Annotated in this window: 17 protein-coding genes; 14 read left to right on the top strand and 3 right to left on the bottom strand. The window is 58.8% G+C overall.

The features are described 5' to 3' along the window. The first annotated feature begins 136 nt into the window (after positions 1-136). From NA619_RS17200 to NA619_RS17185, 4 genes are all read left to right on the top strand, one after another. Positions 137-472 (top strand): hypothetical protein, encoded by a 336-nt coding sequence (locus tag NA619_RS17200; RefSeq protein WP_255963061.1) that lies wholly within the window; start codon positions 137-139, stop codon positions 470-472. Positions 473-635: 163 nt separating this feature from the next. Further along, positions 636-1,124: a TIGR00645 family protein gene (locus tag NA619_RS17195; RefSeq protein WP_158189945.1), complete on the top strand. Its 489-nt coding sequence runs from the start codon at positions 636-638 to the stop codon at positions 1,122-1,124. 88 nt (positions 1,125-1,212) lie between these two features. Further along, on the top strand, positions 1,213-1,518 hold the full coding sequence (locus tag NA619_RS17190) for a DUF6482 family protein (RefSeq protein WP_255963060.1): 306 nt from the start codon (positions 1,213-1,215) through the stop codon (positions 1,516-1,518). 95 nt (positions 1,519-1,613) lie between these two features. Beyond that, complete coding sequence (locus tag NA619_RS17185) at positions 1,614-2,231, top strand: FKBP-type peptidyl-prolyl cis-trans isomerase (protein WP_255963059.1); 618 nt, start codon at positions 1,614-1,616, stop codon at positions 2,229-2,231. Between the two features lie 5 nt (positions 2,232-2,236). Here the strand turns inward: NA619_RS17185 and NA619_RS17180 are convergent, their stop codons facing one another. Further along, positions 2,237-2,464, bottom strand: coding sequence for a hypothetical protein (locus tag NA619_RS17180; RefSeq protein ID WP_255963058.1), 228 nt, complete (start codon positions 2,462-2,464; stop codon positions 2,237-2,239). 155 nt (positions 2,465-2,619) lie between these two features. After that, a complete protein-coding gene (locus NA619_RS17175) occupies positions 2,620-3,588 on the bottom strand; it encodes a polyprenyl synthetase family protein (protein ID WP_222911974.1) in 969 nt (322 codons plus the stop codon). 248 nt (positions 3,589-3,836) lie between these two features. Here NA619_RS17175 and rplU point away from each other — a divergent pair, with 248 nt between their 5' ends. The 5 genes from rplU (at position 3,837) to NA619_RS17150 (ending at position 7,512) form a co-directional block, all read left to right on the top strand. Next, positions 3,837-4,148: a 50S ribosomal protein L21 gene (gene rplU / locus NA619_RS17170; RefSeq protein WP_003302133.1), complete on the top strand. Its 312-nt coding sequence runs from the start codon at positions 3,837-3,839 to the stop codon at positions 4,146-4,148. A 35-nt stretch (positions 4,149-4,183) separates the two neighbouring features. Beyond that, a complete protein-coding gene (gene rpmA / locus NA619_RS17165; protein ID WP_025240448.1) occupies positions 4,184-4,441 on the top strand; it encodes a 50S ribosomal protein L27 in 258 nt (85 codons plus the stop codon). A gap of 163 nt (positions 4,442-4,604) precedes the next feature. After that, positions 4,605-5,822 carry an Obg family GTPase CgtA gene (gene cgtA / locus NA619_RS17160; RefSeq protein WP_255963057.1) on the top strand — a complete coding sequence of 406 codons (1,218 nt, stop codon included), beginning with the start codon at positions 4,605-4,607 and terminating at the stop codon, positions 5,820-5,822. A 104-nt stretch (positions 5,823-5,926) separates the two neighbouring features. Next, positions 5,927-7,045 carry a glutamate 5-kinase gene (gene proB / locus NA619_RS17155; RefSeq protein ID WP_255963056.1) on the top strand — a complete coding sequence of 373 codons (1,119 nt, stop codon included), beginning with the start codon at positions 5,927-5,929 and terminating at the stop codon, positions 7,043-7,045. A gap of 8 nt (positions 7,046-7,053) precedes the next feature. Further along, on the top strand, positions 7,054-7,512 hold the full coding sequence (locus NA619_RS17150) for a CreA family protein (protein WP_248495166.1): 459 nt from the start codon (positions 7,054-7,056) through the stop codon (positions 7,510-7,512). 109 nt (positions 7,513-7,621) lie between these two features. Here the strand turns inward: NA619_RS17150 and rpsT are convergent, their stop codons facing one another. Further along, positions 7,622-7,900: a 30S ribosomal protein S20 gene (gene rpsT / locus NA619_RS17145; protein WP_003281567.1), complete on the bottom strand. Its 279-nt coding sequence runs from the start codon at positions 7,898-7,900 to the stop codon at positions 7,622-7,624. A 216-nt stretch (positions 7,901-8,116) separates the two neighbouring features. On the opposite strand from rpsT, the gene murJ reads away from it, so the two are divergent. The 5 genes from murJ to fkpB all read left to right on the top strand — a co-directional run bounded on the left by murJ (position 8,117) and on the right by fkpB (position 14,643). Next, complete coding sequence (murJ, locus tag NA619_RS17140) at positions 8,117-9,664, top strand: murein biosynthesis integral membrane protein MurJ (protein WP_255963055.1); 1,548 nt, start codon at positions 8,117-8,119, stop codon at positions 9,662-9,664. Positions 9,665-9,748: 84 nt separating this feature from the next. Then, positions 9,749-10,699, top strand: a complete 951-nt coding sequence (ribF, locus tag NA619_RS17135) for a bifunctional riboflavin kinase/FAD synthetase (RefSeq protein ID WP_255963054.1) — start codon at positions 9,749-9,751, stop codon at positions 10,697-10,699. 1 nt (position 10,700) lies between these two features. Continuing rightward, complete coding sequence (gene ileS / locus NA619_RS17130) at positions 10,701-13,532, top strand: isoleucine--tRNA ligase (protein ID WP_255963053.1); 2,832 nt, start codon at positions 10,701-10,703, stop codon at positions 13,530-13,532. Between the two features lie 177 nt (positions 13,533-13,709). Beyond that, positions 13,710-14,213 (top strand): signal peptidase II, encoded by a 504-nt coding sequence (gene lspA, locus NA619_RS17125; RefSeq protein ID WP_255963052.1) that lies wholly within the window; start codon positions 13,710-13,712, stop codon positions 14,211-14,213. Further along, positions 14,206-14,643 (top strand): FKBP-type peptidyl-prolyl cis-trans isomerase, encoded by a 438-nt coding sequence (gene fkpB / locus NA619_RS17120; protein WP_255963051.1) that lies wholly within the window; start codon positions 14,206-14,208, stop codon positions 14,641-14,643. Before lspA ends, fkpB begins: the two co-directional genes overlap by 8 nt. Positions 14,644-14,805: the final 162 nt, after the last annotated feature.

The following is a 14,805-nucleotide window of genomic DNA, read 5'->3' as shown; positions in this document are numbered from 1 at the left end:
CCGCGCATGGCGGGTCTGCAATGGAAGAGAGTTCCCACTCTCTATCCACATGGTTATCCACAAGTTTTGTGGATAAACGGGTTGACCCGCCCATTCGCCCTGGATGGCGGTCGCAACTAGCGCGAGGATCGCCGTCATGCAGCAAACACTCTGTCTGAATCGCCAGTGCCTGGGCCTGGTCACCCGTATCGAATGCATCATCCGACCGCTGTCTGGCGGTAATGGAATGTGGACCCTCTTGTGCGCGGCTGGTCTTGCCGACGGCCAACCCACCGCCATCAAGGCGCAAGGCCCATTCCACGGGCCCCGCGAAGCGGAGAAGGTCCTGAAGGCGATCGCCGATAATCTATTTGGCCAGGGCTATGCCCAGTCCGAATCTCCGTCAATCTGGCAGCTTCATATGCAGGGTGAGCTGCGCAAGGTGAATGCGAACCAGGCTCGCTATCTGACCGGCTGGGGCGCGAATCCCTGAGTTAACGCTGGCGTACCCAATTCAGGGTGCTGAACGCGAGGCTCAGGCCAGCTGGGCAAAATTGTTATCCACAAGGTGAAACGCCCCTGCTCAAGCCTTTATTGAAGACTCCGCAGTGCTGCGTATACTCGCTTGCCGGTTTTCTGCCCCTTAGTGAGAACAGATGGAACGCTTGATCGAAAACACAATGTACGCCGCCCGCTGGCTGCTGGCGCCTATCTACTTTGGCCTGGCATTCGCACTACTGGCGCTCGCCATCAAGTTCTTTCAGGAAATCTGGCACATCCTACCGGCCGTGCTCTCACTCAGTGAAGGCGACCTGATCCTCAAATTGCTTTCGCTGATCGACATGGCGCTGGTAGGCGGTCTGCTGGTGATGGTGATGCTGTCCGGCTACGAGAACTTCGTCTCGCAGCTGGACGTCGATGAGGGCAAGGAGAAGCTGGACTGGCTGGGCAAGATGGATTCCGGCTCGCTCAAGATGAAAGTCGCTGCATCCATCGTTGCGATTTCGTCGATCCACCTGCTTCGCATGTTCATGGATGCCCAGCAGCTCGAGAGCGAACAGCTGATGTGGTACGTGATTATCCACCTGACGTTCGTCTTTTCGGCCTTCGCCATGGGCTATCTGGACAAGCTCACCAAGCATTGATAATGCCGATGGCTTGAGCGCCAATGAGTAGTTGTGATGGCGCGGCCGCTGTTGTACAAAACGGTATTCTTTGTACAGGGGTGGCTGCATGAATATTCAGACTCTGCAGGAGAGCGTGCAGGCGCAGCATGTCGACGCGCTTGATCTGGTATCAATCGAGGGCGGCTTCTATCTATTGAGCGTCCGCTCTCGGGGTGAGACCCATTTGCTGCGTGACGCGTCCAGCAAGGTCATCCATTTGCGCTCCGTAGAGCACGCCCGTGACCTGCTCAGCGAAATGCCGCCCGTTCCGTTCTACCTTGTACATCAATCGGCATACGATGAAATGTGTGGCCTGTCCGGCGGAGTGCGCGAGCCGTTGCGGGTGCCAATCAGCATGCGTTCCGCCTGGTAGTTCGGCCTCCCGAGTCATGCGATGTCGGGCTTGGAATGGGTCGATCAGCATCGCTGTGCTAGGCTGTCGGCCCTTTTTTCCGGCGGAGCCGATGCATGACTGATCTGAATCTTTCTACCGACGAAACACGCGTGAGCTACGGTATCGGCCGCCAGTTGGGTGATCAGCTGCGCGAGAACCCGCCCCCAGGCATCAGTCTCGATGCGGTGATTGTCGGCATTCGTGATGCCTTCGCCGGCGTTGAAAGTCGGGTTAGCCCGGAACATCTGAACGCCAGCTTTGCCGTCATCCGTGAACGTATGCAGGCAGAGGCGCAGCGTAAAGCCGAGGCGGCTGCAGGCGAGGGCCAGGCGTTTCTGGCTGAAAACGCAAAGCGGGACGGCGTCACTACCCTGTCATCAGGGCTGCAGTACGAAATTCTCACTGCTGGCGAGGGCGCCAAGCCAACTGCTGATGATCAGGTGCGCACCCATTATCACGGTACTTTGATCGATGGCACCGTCTTCGACAGCTCCTACCAGCGCGGTCAACCTGCCGAGTTCCCGGTTGGGGGCGTCATTGCCGGTTGGACCGAGGCGCTGCAGTTGATGGGCGTCGGCAGCAAGTGGCGTCTCTATGTGCCGAGCGAACTGGCCTATGGCGCGCAGGGCGTCGGTAGCATTCCTCCACACAGCGTGCTGGTGTTCGACGTCGAGCTGCTCGCCGTTCTGTAATCTGCTCACGGGCGCAATGCTCGAGCATATGAGAAGAGGAACAGGTTGCGCACCTGTTCCTTGAGCACGCAAGGTTCACTGGTGCTCAACTCATGCAGGTCCAGATCGCCCTGGTCGCGCAATTCATCCAGGGCATCCCCTTCCAGTGAAACGCACACCGCTCCGGTATTGCGGTCAAGTATCCGCAAATAAGGTTGCGGGCGATCCAGCCAGGCGTCGATCAGATAAGTCATGCGAACCTCCAATTGATTTCATTAATGAGAATAATTGTTATTTGCAAACATGCAAGCGCAAAGATTCTCGCAAGCGATCAACGGAGATCGAGCTGCGTTAGTGTCTGAGTAAGTGCAGGAAAGAGGGCGCGTGGCGCGCCCGTCGGTGACGTGTGTTAGTGCGTGCGGGCTACAGCGAAACGGCTGAGTTCCACCAGCGCGTCGCGATAGGGGTTTGCCGGGATGAGTTCGAGACAGGCGATCGCGCGATCGGCATAGTCGCGAGCCATGCGCGCGGTGTAATCCAATGCGCCGGACGCTTCGACTGCCATGCGGATTTTCTCGAGATCCTCGATGCCACCTTTCTGGATCGCCTGGCGCACCAGTGAGGCTTGCTCGGCTGTGCCTTCACGCATGGTGTAGATCAATGGCAGCGTTGGCTTGCCTTCAGCCAGGTCGTCTCCCACATTCTTGCCCAGGGTTTCGGCATCGCCCTGGTAATCGAGCAGATCATCAACGAGCTGGAAAGCGATGCCGAGGTAGTCACCGAAGTTACGCAGTGCTTCGCGTTGCTCGTCATTAGCGCCTGCCAAAGTAGCAGCGCTGTGCGTCGACGCCTCGAAGAGCATGGCCGTCTTGCCGCGGATGACTTCCATGTAGATTTCTTCGGTGGTGCTGGCGTCGCGAACTTTGGAAAGCTGGAGCACTTCACCCTCAGCGATGACTCGGGTCGCCTGAGAAATGATGCGCATGACCGGCATCGAGCCCAGGTCCACCATCATTTCGAAGGAGCGTGCATAAAGAAAGTCGCCAACCAGTACGCTGGGTGCATTGCCCCAGAGTGCATTCGCCGTGGAGCGACCGCGGCGCATGCCGGACATGTCGACTACGTCGTCATGAAGCAATGTCGATGTGTGCAGGAATTCGATGATGGCTGCCAGCAGGCGCAGCTGTTCACCTTTCAGTCCCAGCGCATTGCCACTGAGCAGGACCAATAGAGGTCGCAGGCGTTTGCCGCCGGCCGAGGTAATGTAATCCCCGATCTTTTCCACCAGCGGTACGCGAGACGTCAGCTGGTTGCGGATAATGCCGTCAACGGCGGCAAAATCTTCAGCCACTACTTGGTAAAAGGCCTGGGGTTGCATCGGGGACCAGTACTCCTCGGAGATTGCGCGGCATGCTATGGGGCGGGTCATGCAGTGTCAAGGCAAGGCCCGGCGGCTATTGCGCGACGTTAGGTGGATGCGTACAATCGCGGACCCTGAACTTTCCCCCTGGGCATTTCCCTGCCTTACGCAATTGCAAGGGCGTCCTTTCCGGCCCCGAGCAGCCATGCCAGCCTCCAACTATTTCACTTAAGCGCTGGGTGAGCAGGATCAACGGAGATACACAGATGTACGCAGTTATCGTTACCGGCGGCAAGCAATACAAGGTCGCCGAAGGCGAATACCTCAAGATTGAAAAACTCGAAGTTGCCACTGGCGAAGCTGTCACTTTTGACCGCGTTCTGCTGATCGGCAACGGCGACGACGTAAAGATCGGCGCTCCGGTGGTCGATGGTGCCAAGGTCACTGCTGAAGTGATCGCTCAGGGCCGTCACGACAAGGTCACCATCATCAAATTCCGCCGTCGTAAGCACCACATGAAGCGTCAGGGCCACCGTCAGTGGTTCACTGAGGTCAAAATCACCGGCATTCAGGGCTAATCGGGCCTGAATCCCCTTATAGGAGTATTGAACTCATGGCACACAAAAAAGCTGGCGGTTCTACCCGCAACGGTCGCGACTCAGAAGCCAAGCGTCTTGGCGTGAAGATGTACGGCGGCCAGGTCATCAAGGCTGGCAACATTATCGTGCGTCAGCGCGGTACCCAGTTCCATGCCGGTTACGGCGTTGGTATGGGCAAGGATCACACCCTGTTCGCGAAAGTGGAAGGCGTGATCAAGTTTGAAGTGAAAGGCGCTTTTGGCCGTCGCTACGTGAGCGTCGTCGCAGCCTAATCGCGACGTTGCTGGAAAAGCCCTGTCATGCGACGGGGCTTTTTTGTTTCTGTATCTTCAGTAGGGCTCTTGCAAAACACTGCTGTGCTCTAATTATCGCCGGGTTTTGCAAGACCCTTATGTTCCTGTTTTCTAGCCCGTCCTTGCGGCGGGAGGCGTTCCCATGAAATTCGTCGATGAAGTATCGATTTTTGTAAAAGCCGGCGACGGCGGTAATGGCATGATGAGCTTTCGTCGTGAGAAGTTCATCGAAAAAGGCGGCCCCAACGGCGGCGACGGCGGAGACGGCGGCTCGGTTTATCTACAGGCCGATGAAAACCTCAACACCCTCGTCGATTACCGTTACACCCGACGTTTCAATGCGCCAAACGGGCAGAAGGGTGGCGGCACCGAATGTACCGGTGCCAAGGGCGACGACCTGATTCTTCCGGTGCCGGTGGGCACCACCGTGATCGATGCGGCGACCCAGGATGTGATCGGCGACCTGACCAAGGCTGGTCAGCGTCTGCTGGTGGCGCAGGGCGGCTGGCATGGTCTGGGCAATACCCGATTCAAGTCCAGCACCAACCGCGCGCCGCGCCAGACCACCCCGGGCAAGCCGGGCGATGCTCGCGATCTGAAGTTGGAGCTTAAGGTTCTGGCTGACGTTGGTCTTCTCGGTTTGCCGAATGCCGGTAAAAGCACCTTTATCCGCTCCGTATCGGCTGCCAAGCCGAAGGTCGCCGATTACCCGTTCACTACCCTGGTGCCAAACCTGGGCGTGGTCAGCGTTGGTCGCTACAAGAGCTTCGTGGTTGCTGACATTCCTGGTCTTATCGAAGGTGCGTCCGAGGGCGCAGGGCTTGGCATCCGTTTCCTCAAGCACCTGGCCCGCACCCGTTTGCTGCTGCATCTTGTGGACATGGCGCCGCTGGATGAAAGTGACCCGGCCGATGCGGCCGAAGTAATCGTGAGCGAACTGGAAAAATTCAGCCCGGCATTGGCGCAGCGCGATCGCTGGCTGGTGTTGAACAAGGCTGATCAGCTGCTTGAGGAGGATCGGGAAGAGCGGGTTCGCCAGGTGGTCGATCGTCTCGAGTGGACTGGCCCGGTTTTCGTGATCTCCGCCCTGGAGCGCGAAGGTACCGAGGAGTTGACTCAAGCCATCATGCGTTACCTGGATGAGCGCACGTTGCGCATCAGCGAAGAGCCTGCTTTTGCCGAGGCGCTTGCCGAACTCGACCAGCAGATCGAAGATGAGGCGCGTGCACGCTTGCAGGAGCTTGATGATCAGCGCGCGCTGCGTCGTGCTGGCGTCAAGGCGGCCGCTGAGGCTGATGACGATGACTTCGATGATGATGACGATGATGAAGGTGGCGCAGAGATCTTCTACGTCCGCTGAGGATCGTTCGTGTTGCTGCACATCTGTACATGATTGATTGTCGAGCCACGCTGTGTGGCTCGTCGCGAGTGGTTTGGCCGGATATCGAATAGAAGGCGGGATCGATGCGGGACAAGGTGAGCGGCGCTCGGCGCTGGGTGGTAAAGATCGGCAGCGCGCTGCTGACCGCCGATGGGCGTGGGTTGGATCAGGCGGCCATGGCAGTCTGGGTCGATCAGATGGTCTCTCTGCGCGATGCAGGTGTAGAACTGGTGCTGGTGTCGTCCGGTGCGGTTGCGGCCGGCATGAGTCGTCTCGGTTGGACGGCGCGGCCCAAAGCGGTTCATGAGCTGCAAGCCGCTGCCGCTGTCGGCCAGATGGGGCTTATTCGCGCCTGGGAAACCAGTTTTGCACGCTGCGACCAGCAAACGGCTCAGATCCTGGTGACCCACGATGACCTTTCGGATCGCAAGCGCTACCTGAATGCCCGCAGCACTCTGCGCACATTGATCGATCTGGGCGTTGTGCCGGTCATCAATGAAAACGATACGGTGGTAACTGACGAAATTCGCTTTGGTGACAACGATACCCTTGCCGCGCTGGTAGCAAATCTGGTCGAGGCTGACCTTTTGGTCATTCTCACTGACCGAGATGGCATGTTCGATGCGGATCCGCGCCACAACCCCGACGCCAAGTTGATCAGCGAGGCGCGGGCCGATGACCCTTCGCTTGATCTGGTGGCGGGTGCTACGGGTGGGGCGTTGGGTCGAGGCGGTATGCAGACCAAGCTGCGCGCGGCTCGATTGGCGGCCCGATCAGGCGCGCACACGGTTATCGCGGGTGGTCGTATCGAGCAGGTGCTAGCGCGCCTCAAGGCGGGCGACAGGCTGGGGACGTTATTGGCGCCTGAGTGCAGTCGTCACGCTGCTCGCAAGCAATGGCTTGCCGGGCACCTGCAGACCCGTGGTGTCGTTACCCTCGATGCTGGAGCGGTGCATGCACTGAGGCAGGGTAATCGCAGCCTGCTACCGGTTGGTGTCAAGGCAGCGCAGGGTGGCTTCCGCCGTGGCGAAATGGTGGTATGCGCCGGCCCGGATGGGCGGGAAGTGGCTCGGGGCCTGGTCAACTACAGTGTCGCTGAAACCCAGCGGATTCTCGGCCACCCCTCGGATGAAATCGAAAAGCTGCTCGGCTACGTTGATGAGCCTGAGCTCATTCATCGCGACAACATGATCCTGGTATGAGGTGCTCAATGCGATTGGCAAAGGCTTTGATGGTATTGCTCGCTTTGCCGGCGGTGAGCATGGCGCGTGAAGTGGGTGAGGTCGATACGGTCTTCAAGTGGCTCGGCCCCAATCACAAGATCGCCGTCGAGGCATTCGATGATCCCAAGGTGGACGGGGTAACCTGCTACCTGTCGAGGGCGAAAACCGGCGGAATCAAGGGTGGGCTTGGCTTGGCAGAGGATCGTGCTGAGGCATCCATTGCCTGCCGTCAGGTTGGCCCAATCCGCATGGAGAAGAATCTCAAGGACGGCGAGGTCGTTTTCAAAGAGCGTACCTCACTGGTGTTCAAGACCATGCAGGTAGTGCGTTTCTTTGATGAGGCTCGAAACACGCTCGTTTATCTGGTTTACAGCGACCGAGTGATCGAGGGTAGCCCGCAGAATGCGGTAACCGCGATTCCAATATTGCCGTGGGTCCAGCCATAACGTCTTCGAGATTGTGGGTGGCTGGCTGCTTCATTGAAGCAGCCAGCTGCCTCTAAATGCAGGCACAAAAAAACCGGCCGAGGCCGGTTTTTTTCAAGAGCGTGCAGTTTTAGGCTGCAGCAGCTTCGCCGAGGGCCTTGATGTGGCCGTTCAGGCGGCTTTTATGCCGGGCTGCTTTGTTCTTGTGGATGATGCCTTTGTCGGCCATACGGTCGATTACTGGCACGGCTGCGGTGTAAGCAGTACGAGCTTTATCCAGATCTTTTGCATCAATGGCTTTGACCACATTCTTGATGTAGGTACGAACCATGGAGCGCAAGCTGGCGTTGTGGCTGCGACGCTTCTCAGCCTGAATTGCGCGTTTTTTGGCGGAAGGGCTGTTGGCCACCGTCGAACTCCTCGAAAACGTGGGATTACAAAGCAAATAAGGCCGCGAATCATGCCGATGCGGCGATGGCTTGTCAAGCCTGCTTAGAGATTGATCATGCTGGCCGGACAGAAGGGCTGCCGCTAAACTCGCGGCCTCTTTATCTGTCGTAATTGCCCGTCGATTCCAATGGCCTGCGCCATTGCGGAACCTCTGCAGCAACTTCTAGGAAAACAAATGTCCGAGACATCCGGTAAAGGCGGATTATTGCGTTCCAGCGCGGTAGTCAGCGTCATGACGCTGCTGTCCCGAGTGCTGGGCATGGTACGCGATATGGTGGTGGCGAGCTACTTCGGGTCTGGCGCGGCGGCCGACGCGTTCTTCATCGCTTTCAAGATCCCCAACTTTCTGCGCCGACTGTTCGCGGAAGGGGCGTTTGCCCAGGCCTTTGTCCCAGTTTTGTCCGAGTACCGAACCAAGCGCACGCTGCTGGAGGTCAAGCTGCTGGTTGACCGCACGGCAGGCATGCTCGGCCTGATATTGACCGGTATCACTGCGATAGGAGTGCTGGCATCTCCTTACGTGGTCATGCTTTTCGCGCCAGGATTTCATGATGACCCGGCCAAGATGCAGCTTGCCGGCGAGCTGTTGCGTATCACTTTCCCTTACCTGTTGTTGATTTCGCTTACCGCCTTTACCTCGGGCGTGCTCAATACCTATGGGCACTTCGCGGTTCCGGGTTTCACTCCGGTACTGCTCAATGTGTGCATGATCACGTCCGCGGTTTTCCTGACCCCTTATTTTGATCAGCCAATCATGGCGCTGGCCTGGGGCGTGTTCATAGCCGGCTTCGCCCAGTTGGCCTTCCAGCTCCCGTACGTTGCCAAGCTGGGCCTGCTGCCAAGGCCGCGTGTCAAGTTCGGTGACGAGGGAGTGCGGCGGATCATGATGCTAATGGTTCCGGCGCTTTTCGGGGTGTCGGTCAGCCAGATCAACCTTCTGCTCGATACCGTTCTCGCTTCGTTTCTTCAAACCGGCAGTGTGTCCTGGCTTTATTACGCCGACCGGCTGTCAGAGCTGCCGCTGGGTGCGTTTGGTATCGCCATAGGCACCGTCATTCTGCCGAGTCTTTCCCGCCAGCATGCCGGGGAAGACCCCAAGGCCTTTTCCAATACGCTCAACTGGGCGCTACGAATGGTGCTGCTGGTAGGCATTCCTGCGGCGCTCGCCCTTGGGATTCTTGCTGAGCCGCTGATTGCCAGCCTGTTCTTCTACGGCGCAATGAGTGAAGAGGCGGTTGTTCAGTCAGCGAGCGCGCTCGAGGCGTATTCGCTCGGTGTTCTAGCCTTCATGCTGATAAAGGTGTTGGCGCCGGGCTTCTTTGCTCGTCAGGATTTAAAGACGCCGGTACGGGTGGCAATCATCTGCATGATTGCCAACATGGTGATGAACCTGATCCTGATCTGGCCGCTCAAGCACGTCGGTTTGGCGCTGGCGACCTCTCTCTCGTCCATGCTCAATGCCGGGTTGCTGTTCTGGGGGCTGTACCGTGTCGGTGTCTTTCAGTTCGCGCCGGGCTGGACTGTCTTCCTGTTGCGTCTGGTGGGCGGCTGTGCAGCGATGGTGGCTGTGGTCTGGTGGCTGAATGCGCCGTCGGTCGAATGGTTCGCGTGGAACTGGCAGCAGCGAGCGCTGCAGTTGGCACTGCTGGTTTTTGCGGGGCTGGGCGCATTCGCGGTTGCGCTGGTTTTGCTTGGTTTGCGGCCGCGTCATCTGCGCCACTGATCGAAGGCTTAAGCGGATGGCAAACCTGTCCGCGACTGCTGGCTCATGCGTATAATCGGCGACTTTTCAAGCAAGAAGTGCGGTATGCAGCTGGTTCGAGGTCTTCACAACCTGCGGCCCCGACATCGGGGCTGTGTCGCCACTATCGGCAATTTTGACGGCGTTCACCGGGGGCACCAGGCCATCCTGGCGCGGCTGCGTGAGCGTGCGGCTGAGTTGGGTCTGCCGAGTTGCGTGGTGATATTCGAACCGCAGCCGCGCGAATATTTTGCGCCGGACAAGGCGCCTGCGCGATTGACCCGGCTGCGCGAGAAGCTCCAACTGCTGCATGATCAAGGCATCGATCTTGTGCTTTGCCTGGCCTTCAATCGCCGCTTGCGCGAGCTGAGCGCCGCGGAGTTCGTTCATGCGACGCTTGTCGAGGGGCTTGGGGTCAAGCATCTTGAGGTCGGCGATGATTTCCGCTTTGGCTGTGACCGAGCCGGTGACTTCAATTTTCTGATGAAGGCGGGCGTCACCGAAGGCTTTACTGTCGAAGCGGCGACCACTATCGAAGTCGATGGCGAGCGGGTGAGCAGTACGCGGCTGCGACAGGTGCTTGCTGAGGGCAACTTGGCGCTGGCCGAAAAGCTGCTCGGTCGGCCATTCAGCATCACCGGGCGGGTCATGCACGGTCAGGCGCTTGGTCGCCAGCTAGGCGCGCCGACTGCCAATATCCAGCTCAAGCGCAAGAATACGCCGTTGAGCGGTGTGTTCATGGTCAGTACATGCGTAGATGGGCAGACGCAGCCAGCAGTTGCCAATATCGGCATGCGGCCCTCGGTCGAAAGCGACGGCAACCCGCACCTGGAAGTGCATCTTTTGAATTATCAGGGCGACCTCTATGGTCGCCTGTTGTGTGTGACCTTTCACCATAAGCTGCGTGATGAGCAGCGCTTTGCCTCGCTGGAGGTACTCAAGTCGGCGATCGAAGCGGATATCGCCGCGGCTCGCGAATACTGGCGGGCTTCACCCTTTACCACGAGTCAGGACTGAAATGACCGATTACAAAGCGACCCTCAATCTGCCATCCACGGCATTTCCGATGAAGGCCGGTCTGCCACAGCGCGAGCCGGAGATCCTGCAGCGCTGGAACAGCATTGACCTCTACGGAAAGCTGCGGCAGATCGGTGAAGGCCGCCCGAAGTTCGTCCTGCATGACGGCCCGCCGTATGCCAACGGCAGCATTCATATCGGTCACGCGGTAAACAAGGTCATCAAAGACTTCATTGTCCGCTCCAAGACCTTGTCCGGGTTCGATGCGCCATACGTGCCGGGCTGGGACTGCCACGGCCTTCCGATCGAACACAAGGTCGAGATCACCTTTGGTAAGAACCAGCCAGCAGACCTGACCCGCGAACGTTGCCGCGCCTACGCCGCGGAGCAGATCGAAGGGCAGAAGGCTGATTTCATCCGTCTCGGCGTGCTCGGCGAATGGGACAATCCCTATCGCACCATGGATTTCGCCAACGAAGCCGGAGAAATCCGAGCGCTGTCGAAGATGGTCGAAGGCGGCTTCGTCTTCAAGGGTTTGAAGCCAGTGAACTGGTGTTTCGATTGCGGCTCGGCGCTGGCCGAGGCTGAGGTCGAATACCAGGACAAGAAGTCCGATGCCATCGACGTTGCCTTCCACGTCGAAGATGCTGACAAGCTGGCGGCGGCCTTTGGCGTTACTGCGCTGGCCAAGCCTGCCAGCATCGTTATTTGGACTACCACGCCCTGGACCATTCCGGCCAACCAGGCGCTCAACGTTCACCCGGATTTCGTATACGCACTGGTCGACACTGGCGACAAGTTGCTGGTGCTAGCCGAGGAGCTTGTCGAATCCAGTCTGGCTCGGTACGGGCTGCAGGGCGAGATCGTTGCTCGCTGCGAGGGTAAGGCGCTGGAGCTCATCCGCTTCCGCCATCCCTTTTACGAGCGCTTCGCGCCGGTCTATCTGGCCGATTATGTTGAAATGGGTGCCGGTACTGGCATTGTCCACTCGGCGCCTGCTTACGGTGAAGACGACTTCCGATCCTGCAAGCAATACGGCATGGAGAATGACGACATCCTCAGCCCGGTGCAGAGTCATGGGGTCTACGTATCTGACTTGCCGTTCTTTGGCGGGCAGTTCATCTGGAAGGCCAATCCGGCCATCGTAGAGAAACTGCGTGAAGTCGGCGCGCTGCTCAAGCACGAGTCAATTCAACACAGCTACATGCATTGCTGGCGGCACAAGACGCCGCTGATCTACCGCGCCACAGCGCAGTGGTTCGTCGGCATGGACAAGGTCGCGAACGACGGCAGTTCGCTGCGACGTCGGGCGCTGGATGCCATCGAGCAGACCCAGTTTGTTCCAGCCTGGGGCCAGGCAAGGCTGCACGGCATGATTGCCGGGCGGCCCGACTGGTGTATCTCACGTCAGCGCACCTGGGGCGTACCCATCCCGTTCTTCCTGCACAAGGAGAGTGGCGAGCTGCACCCGCGTACCGTCGAACTCATGGAGTCCGTTGCGCAGCGGGTGGAGCAGGGCGGCATCGAGGCCTGGTCGAAGCTGGAGGCAGCCGATCTGCTGGGCGACGAAGCGGGGCAGTACGAGAAGATCAGCGATACCCTGGACGTCTGGTTCGACTCCGGCACCACGCATTGGCACGTGATGCGGGGCTCGCACCCGATGGGCCATGAAAGCGGCCCGCGTGCCGACCTCTATCTCGAAGGATCCGATCAGCATCGCGGCTGGTTCCACTCCTCGCTGCTGACTGGCTCGGCGATTGATGGTTACGCGCCATATAGGGGGCTGCTAACACACGGCTTCGTGGTCGACGAGAACGGTCGAAAGATGTCCAAGTCCCTGGGCAACGTTGTAGCACCGCAGGAGGTCACCGATACCCTTGGCGCCGATATCCTGCGTTTGTGGGTAGCCTCGACCGACTATTCCGGTGAGATGGCGGTTTCCAAAGTCATTCTCCAGCGCAGCGCTGATTCCTATCGACGCATTCGTAACACCGCCCGCTTCCTGCTCTCGAACCTTGACGGTTTCGACCCCGCGCAGCATTTGGTGCCGGCCGATCAGCTGATTGCACTCGACCGCTGGGCCATCGACCGAGCCCTGCTGTTGCAACGGGAGATCGAAGAAGCTTACGGCACTTATAAGTTCTGGAACGTCTACCAGAAAGTGCACAACTTCTGCGTACAGGAACTGGGCGGCTTCTACCTGGACATCATTAAAGATCGTCAGTACACCACCGACGCCGACAGTCTGCCTCGCCGCTCTTGCCAGACCGCTCTGTATCACATCGCCGAAGCGCTCGTGCGCTGGATCGCCCCGATCCTGTCGTTCACTGCCGACGAGATCTGGCAGTACCTGCCGGGCGAGCGTAACGAATCGGTGATGCTCAACACTTGGTACGACCGCCTCAGCGAACTGCCGTCCGACGTCGAGCTGGGCCGCGATTTCTGGGACCGTGTCATGGCGGTGAAAGCCGCGGTCAACAAGGAGCTGGAAACCCAGCGCGCAGCCAAGACCATCGGCGGAAATCTTCAGGCTGAAGTCGTGCTGTATGCCGAAGACTCGCTGGTGAGCGATCTCACCAAGCTGGGTAACGAATTGCGATTCGTGCTGATCACTTCTGCCGTGACGGTGGCGCCACTTGCCAGTGCACCGGAGGAAGTCGTGCAGAGCGAACTGCCTGGCCTCAAGCTCAAGATCAGCAAGACCGATCACACCAAGTGCGGTCGGTGCTGGCACCACCTGCCTGACGTCGGTACCCATGCCACGCATCCAGAGATCTGTGGCCGCTGTGTTGAGAACATCGAAGGCGCTGGCGAGGTCCGCCACTATGCGTAATGAGCTTATGCCCACTCGCGGCGAACGCTCAGTGGCCATTGTGGGGTGGGCTTCAGCCCACCGCCGGCAGCGCAAACGATTTGTCTATGAGCAAGCGCGGACCGTTGCTCGCACCAATCGCTACATTGGCGCTTCTCCGGGGCGCGTGGCCCGCCGCGCTCTTCCGGGAGCGGCAGCATGACCGCGCGTTTCGGCAAGCTCACCTGGCTCTGGCTGAGTGTGCTGGTGATCGCGCTAGATCAAGCAACCAAGCATTACTTCGAGGCCAACTTCAGCCTGTACCAGAAGGTTGACGTTATTCCGGACTATTTCGCCTGGACATTGGCTTATAACACTGGCGCGGCGTTCAGCTTCCTCGCGGATCATTCGGGCTGGCAGCGTTGGCTGTTTGCTGCGATCGCGCTTGGCGTCAGCGCGGTACTAGTCGTCTGGATGAAGCGTCTGAAGCCTGCGGAAACCTGGCTCGCGATTGCGCTGGCGTTGGTATTGGGCGGCGCGCTCGGCAATCTTTATGACCGTGTCGTGCTTGGTCATGTCGTCGATTTCATCCTGGTGCATTGGCAGAGCCGCTGGTATTTCCCAGCGTTCAACATCGCTGACAGCGCGATCACCATAGGCGCTGTGATGTTGGCGCTTGATATGTTCCGGGGCAGCAAAACGGGAGAGACCGTAAATGAGTGAGCAGCGCATCGGGCAGGACATGCAGGTGACAATGCATTTCTCCCTTAGCCTTGACAATGGCGAGCTGGTCGATAGTACGTTCGACAAGCAGCCCGCGACCTTCAAGGTCGGCGATGGCAACTTGTTGCCGGGCTTCGAACAGCAGCTGTTCGGGCTCAAGGCCAGCGACAAACGCACCTTTCGGATTGCCCCTGAGCAGGGCTTTGGCCAGCACAATCCGCAGAACGTGCAGGTCATGCCCCGTAGCCAGTTTGAAGGCATGGAGCTCTCCGAGGGGCTGCTGGTGATCTTCAACGATGCGGCCAAGACGGAACTGCCGGGCATCGTCAAACGCTTTGACGAGCGCCAGGTCACTGTAGACTTCAATCATCCGCTGGCCGGAAAATCGCTGACCTTCGACGTCGAAATATTCGAGGTCAAGCCGGTCTGAGTGACCGGCTCAGTTAAGTAAGCTGCTTGTTGTAGGTGCCAGATCGTAGGGTGGATCACGCTTCACCGATCCACCGCAGGCCGCATGGTGGATGCAAGTGCTATCCGCCCTACGGGTCATAATCTGTCCATTCATCCCGCGTGCCGCGCGCATCGAGATACC

Origin of the sequence: Stutzerimonas stutzeri (assembly GCF_024448895.1) — a bacterium.
Lineage (GTDB): Bacteria > Pseudomonadota > Gammaproteobacteria > Pseudomonadales > Pseudomonadaceae > Stutzerimonas > Stutzerimonas stutzeri_Q.
The sequence above is the reverse complement of the archived record's forward strand: the minus strand, read 5'-3'. Positions and strand labels throughout refer to the sequence as shown.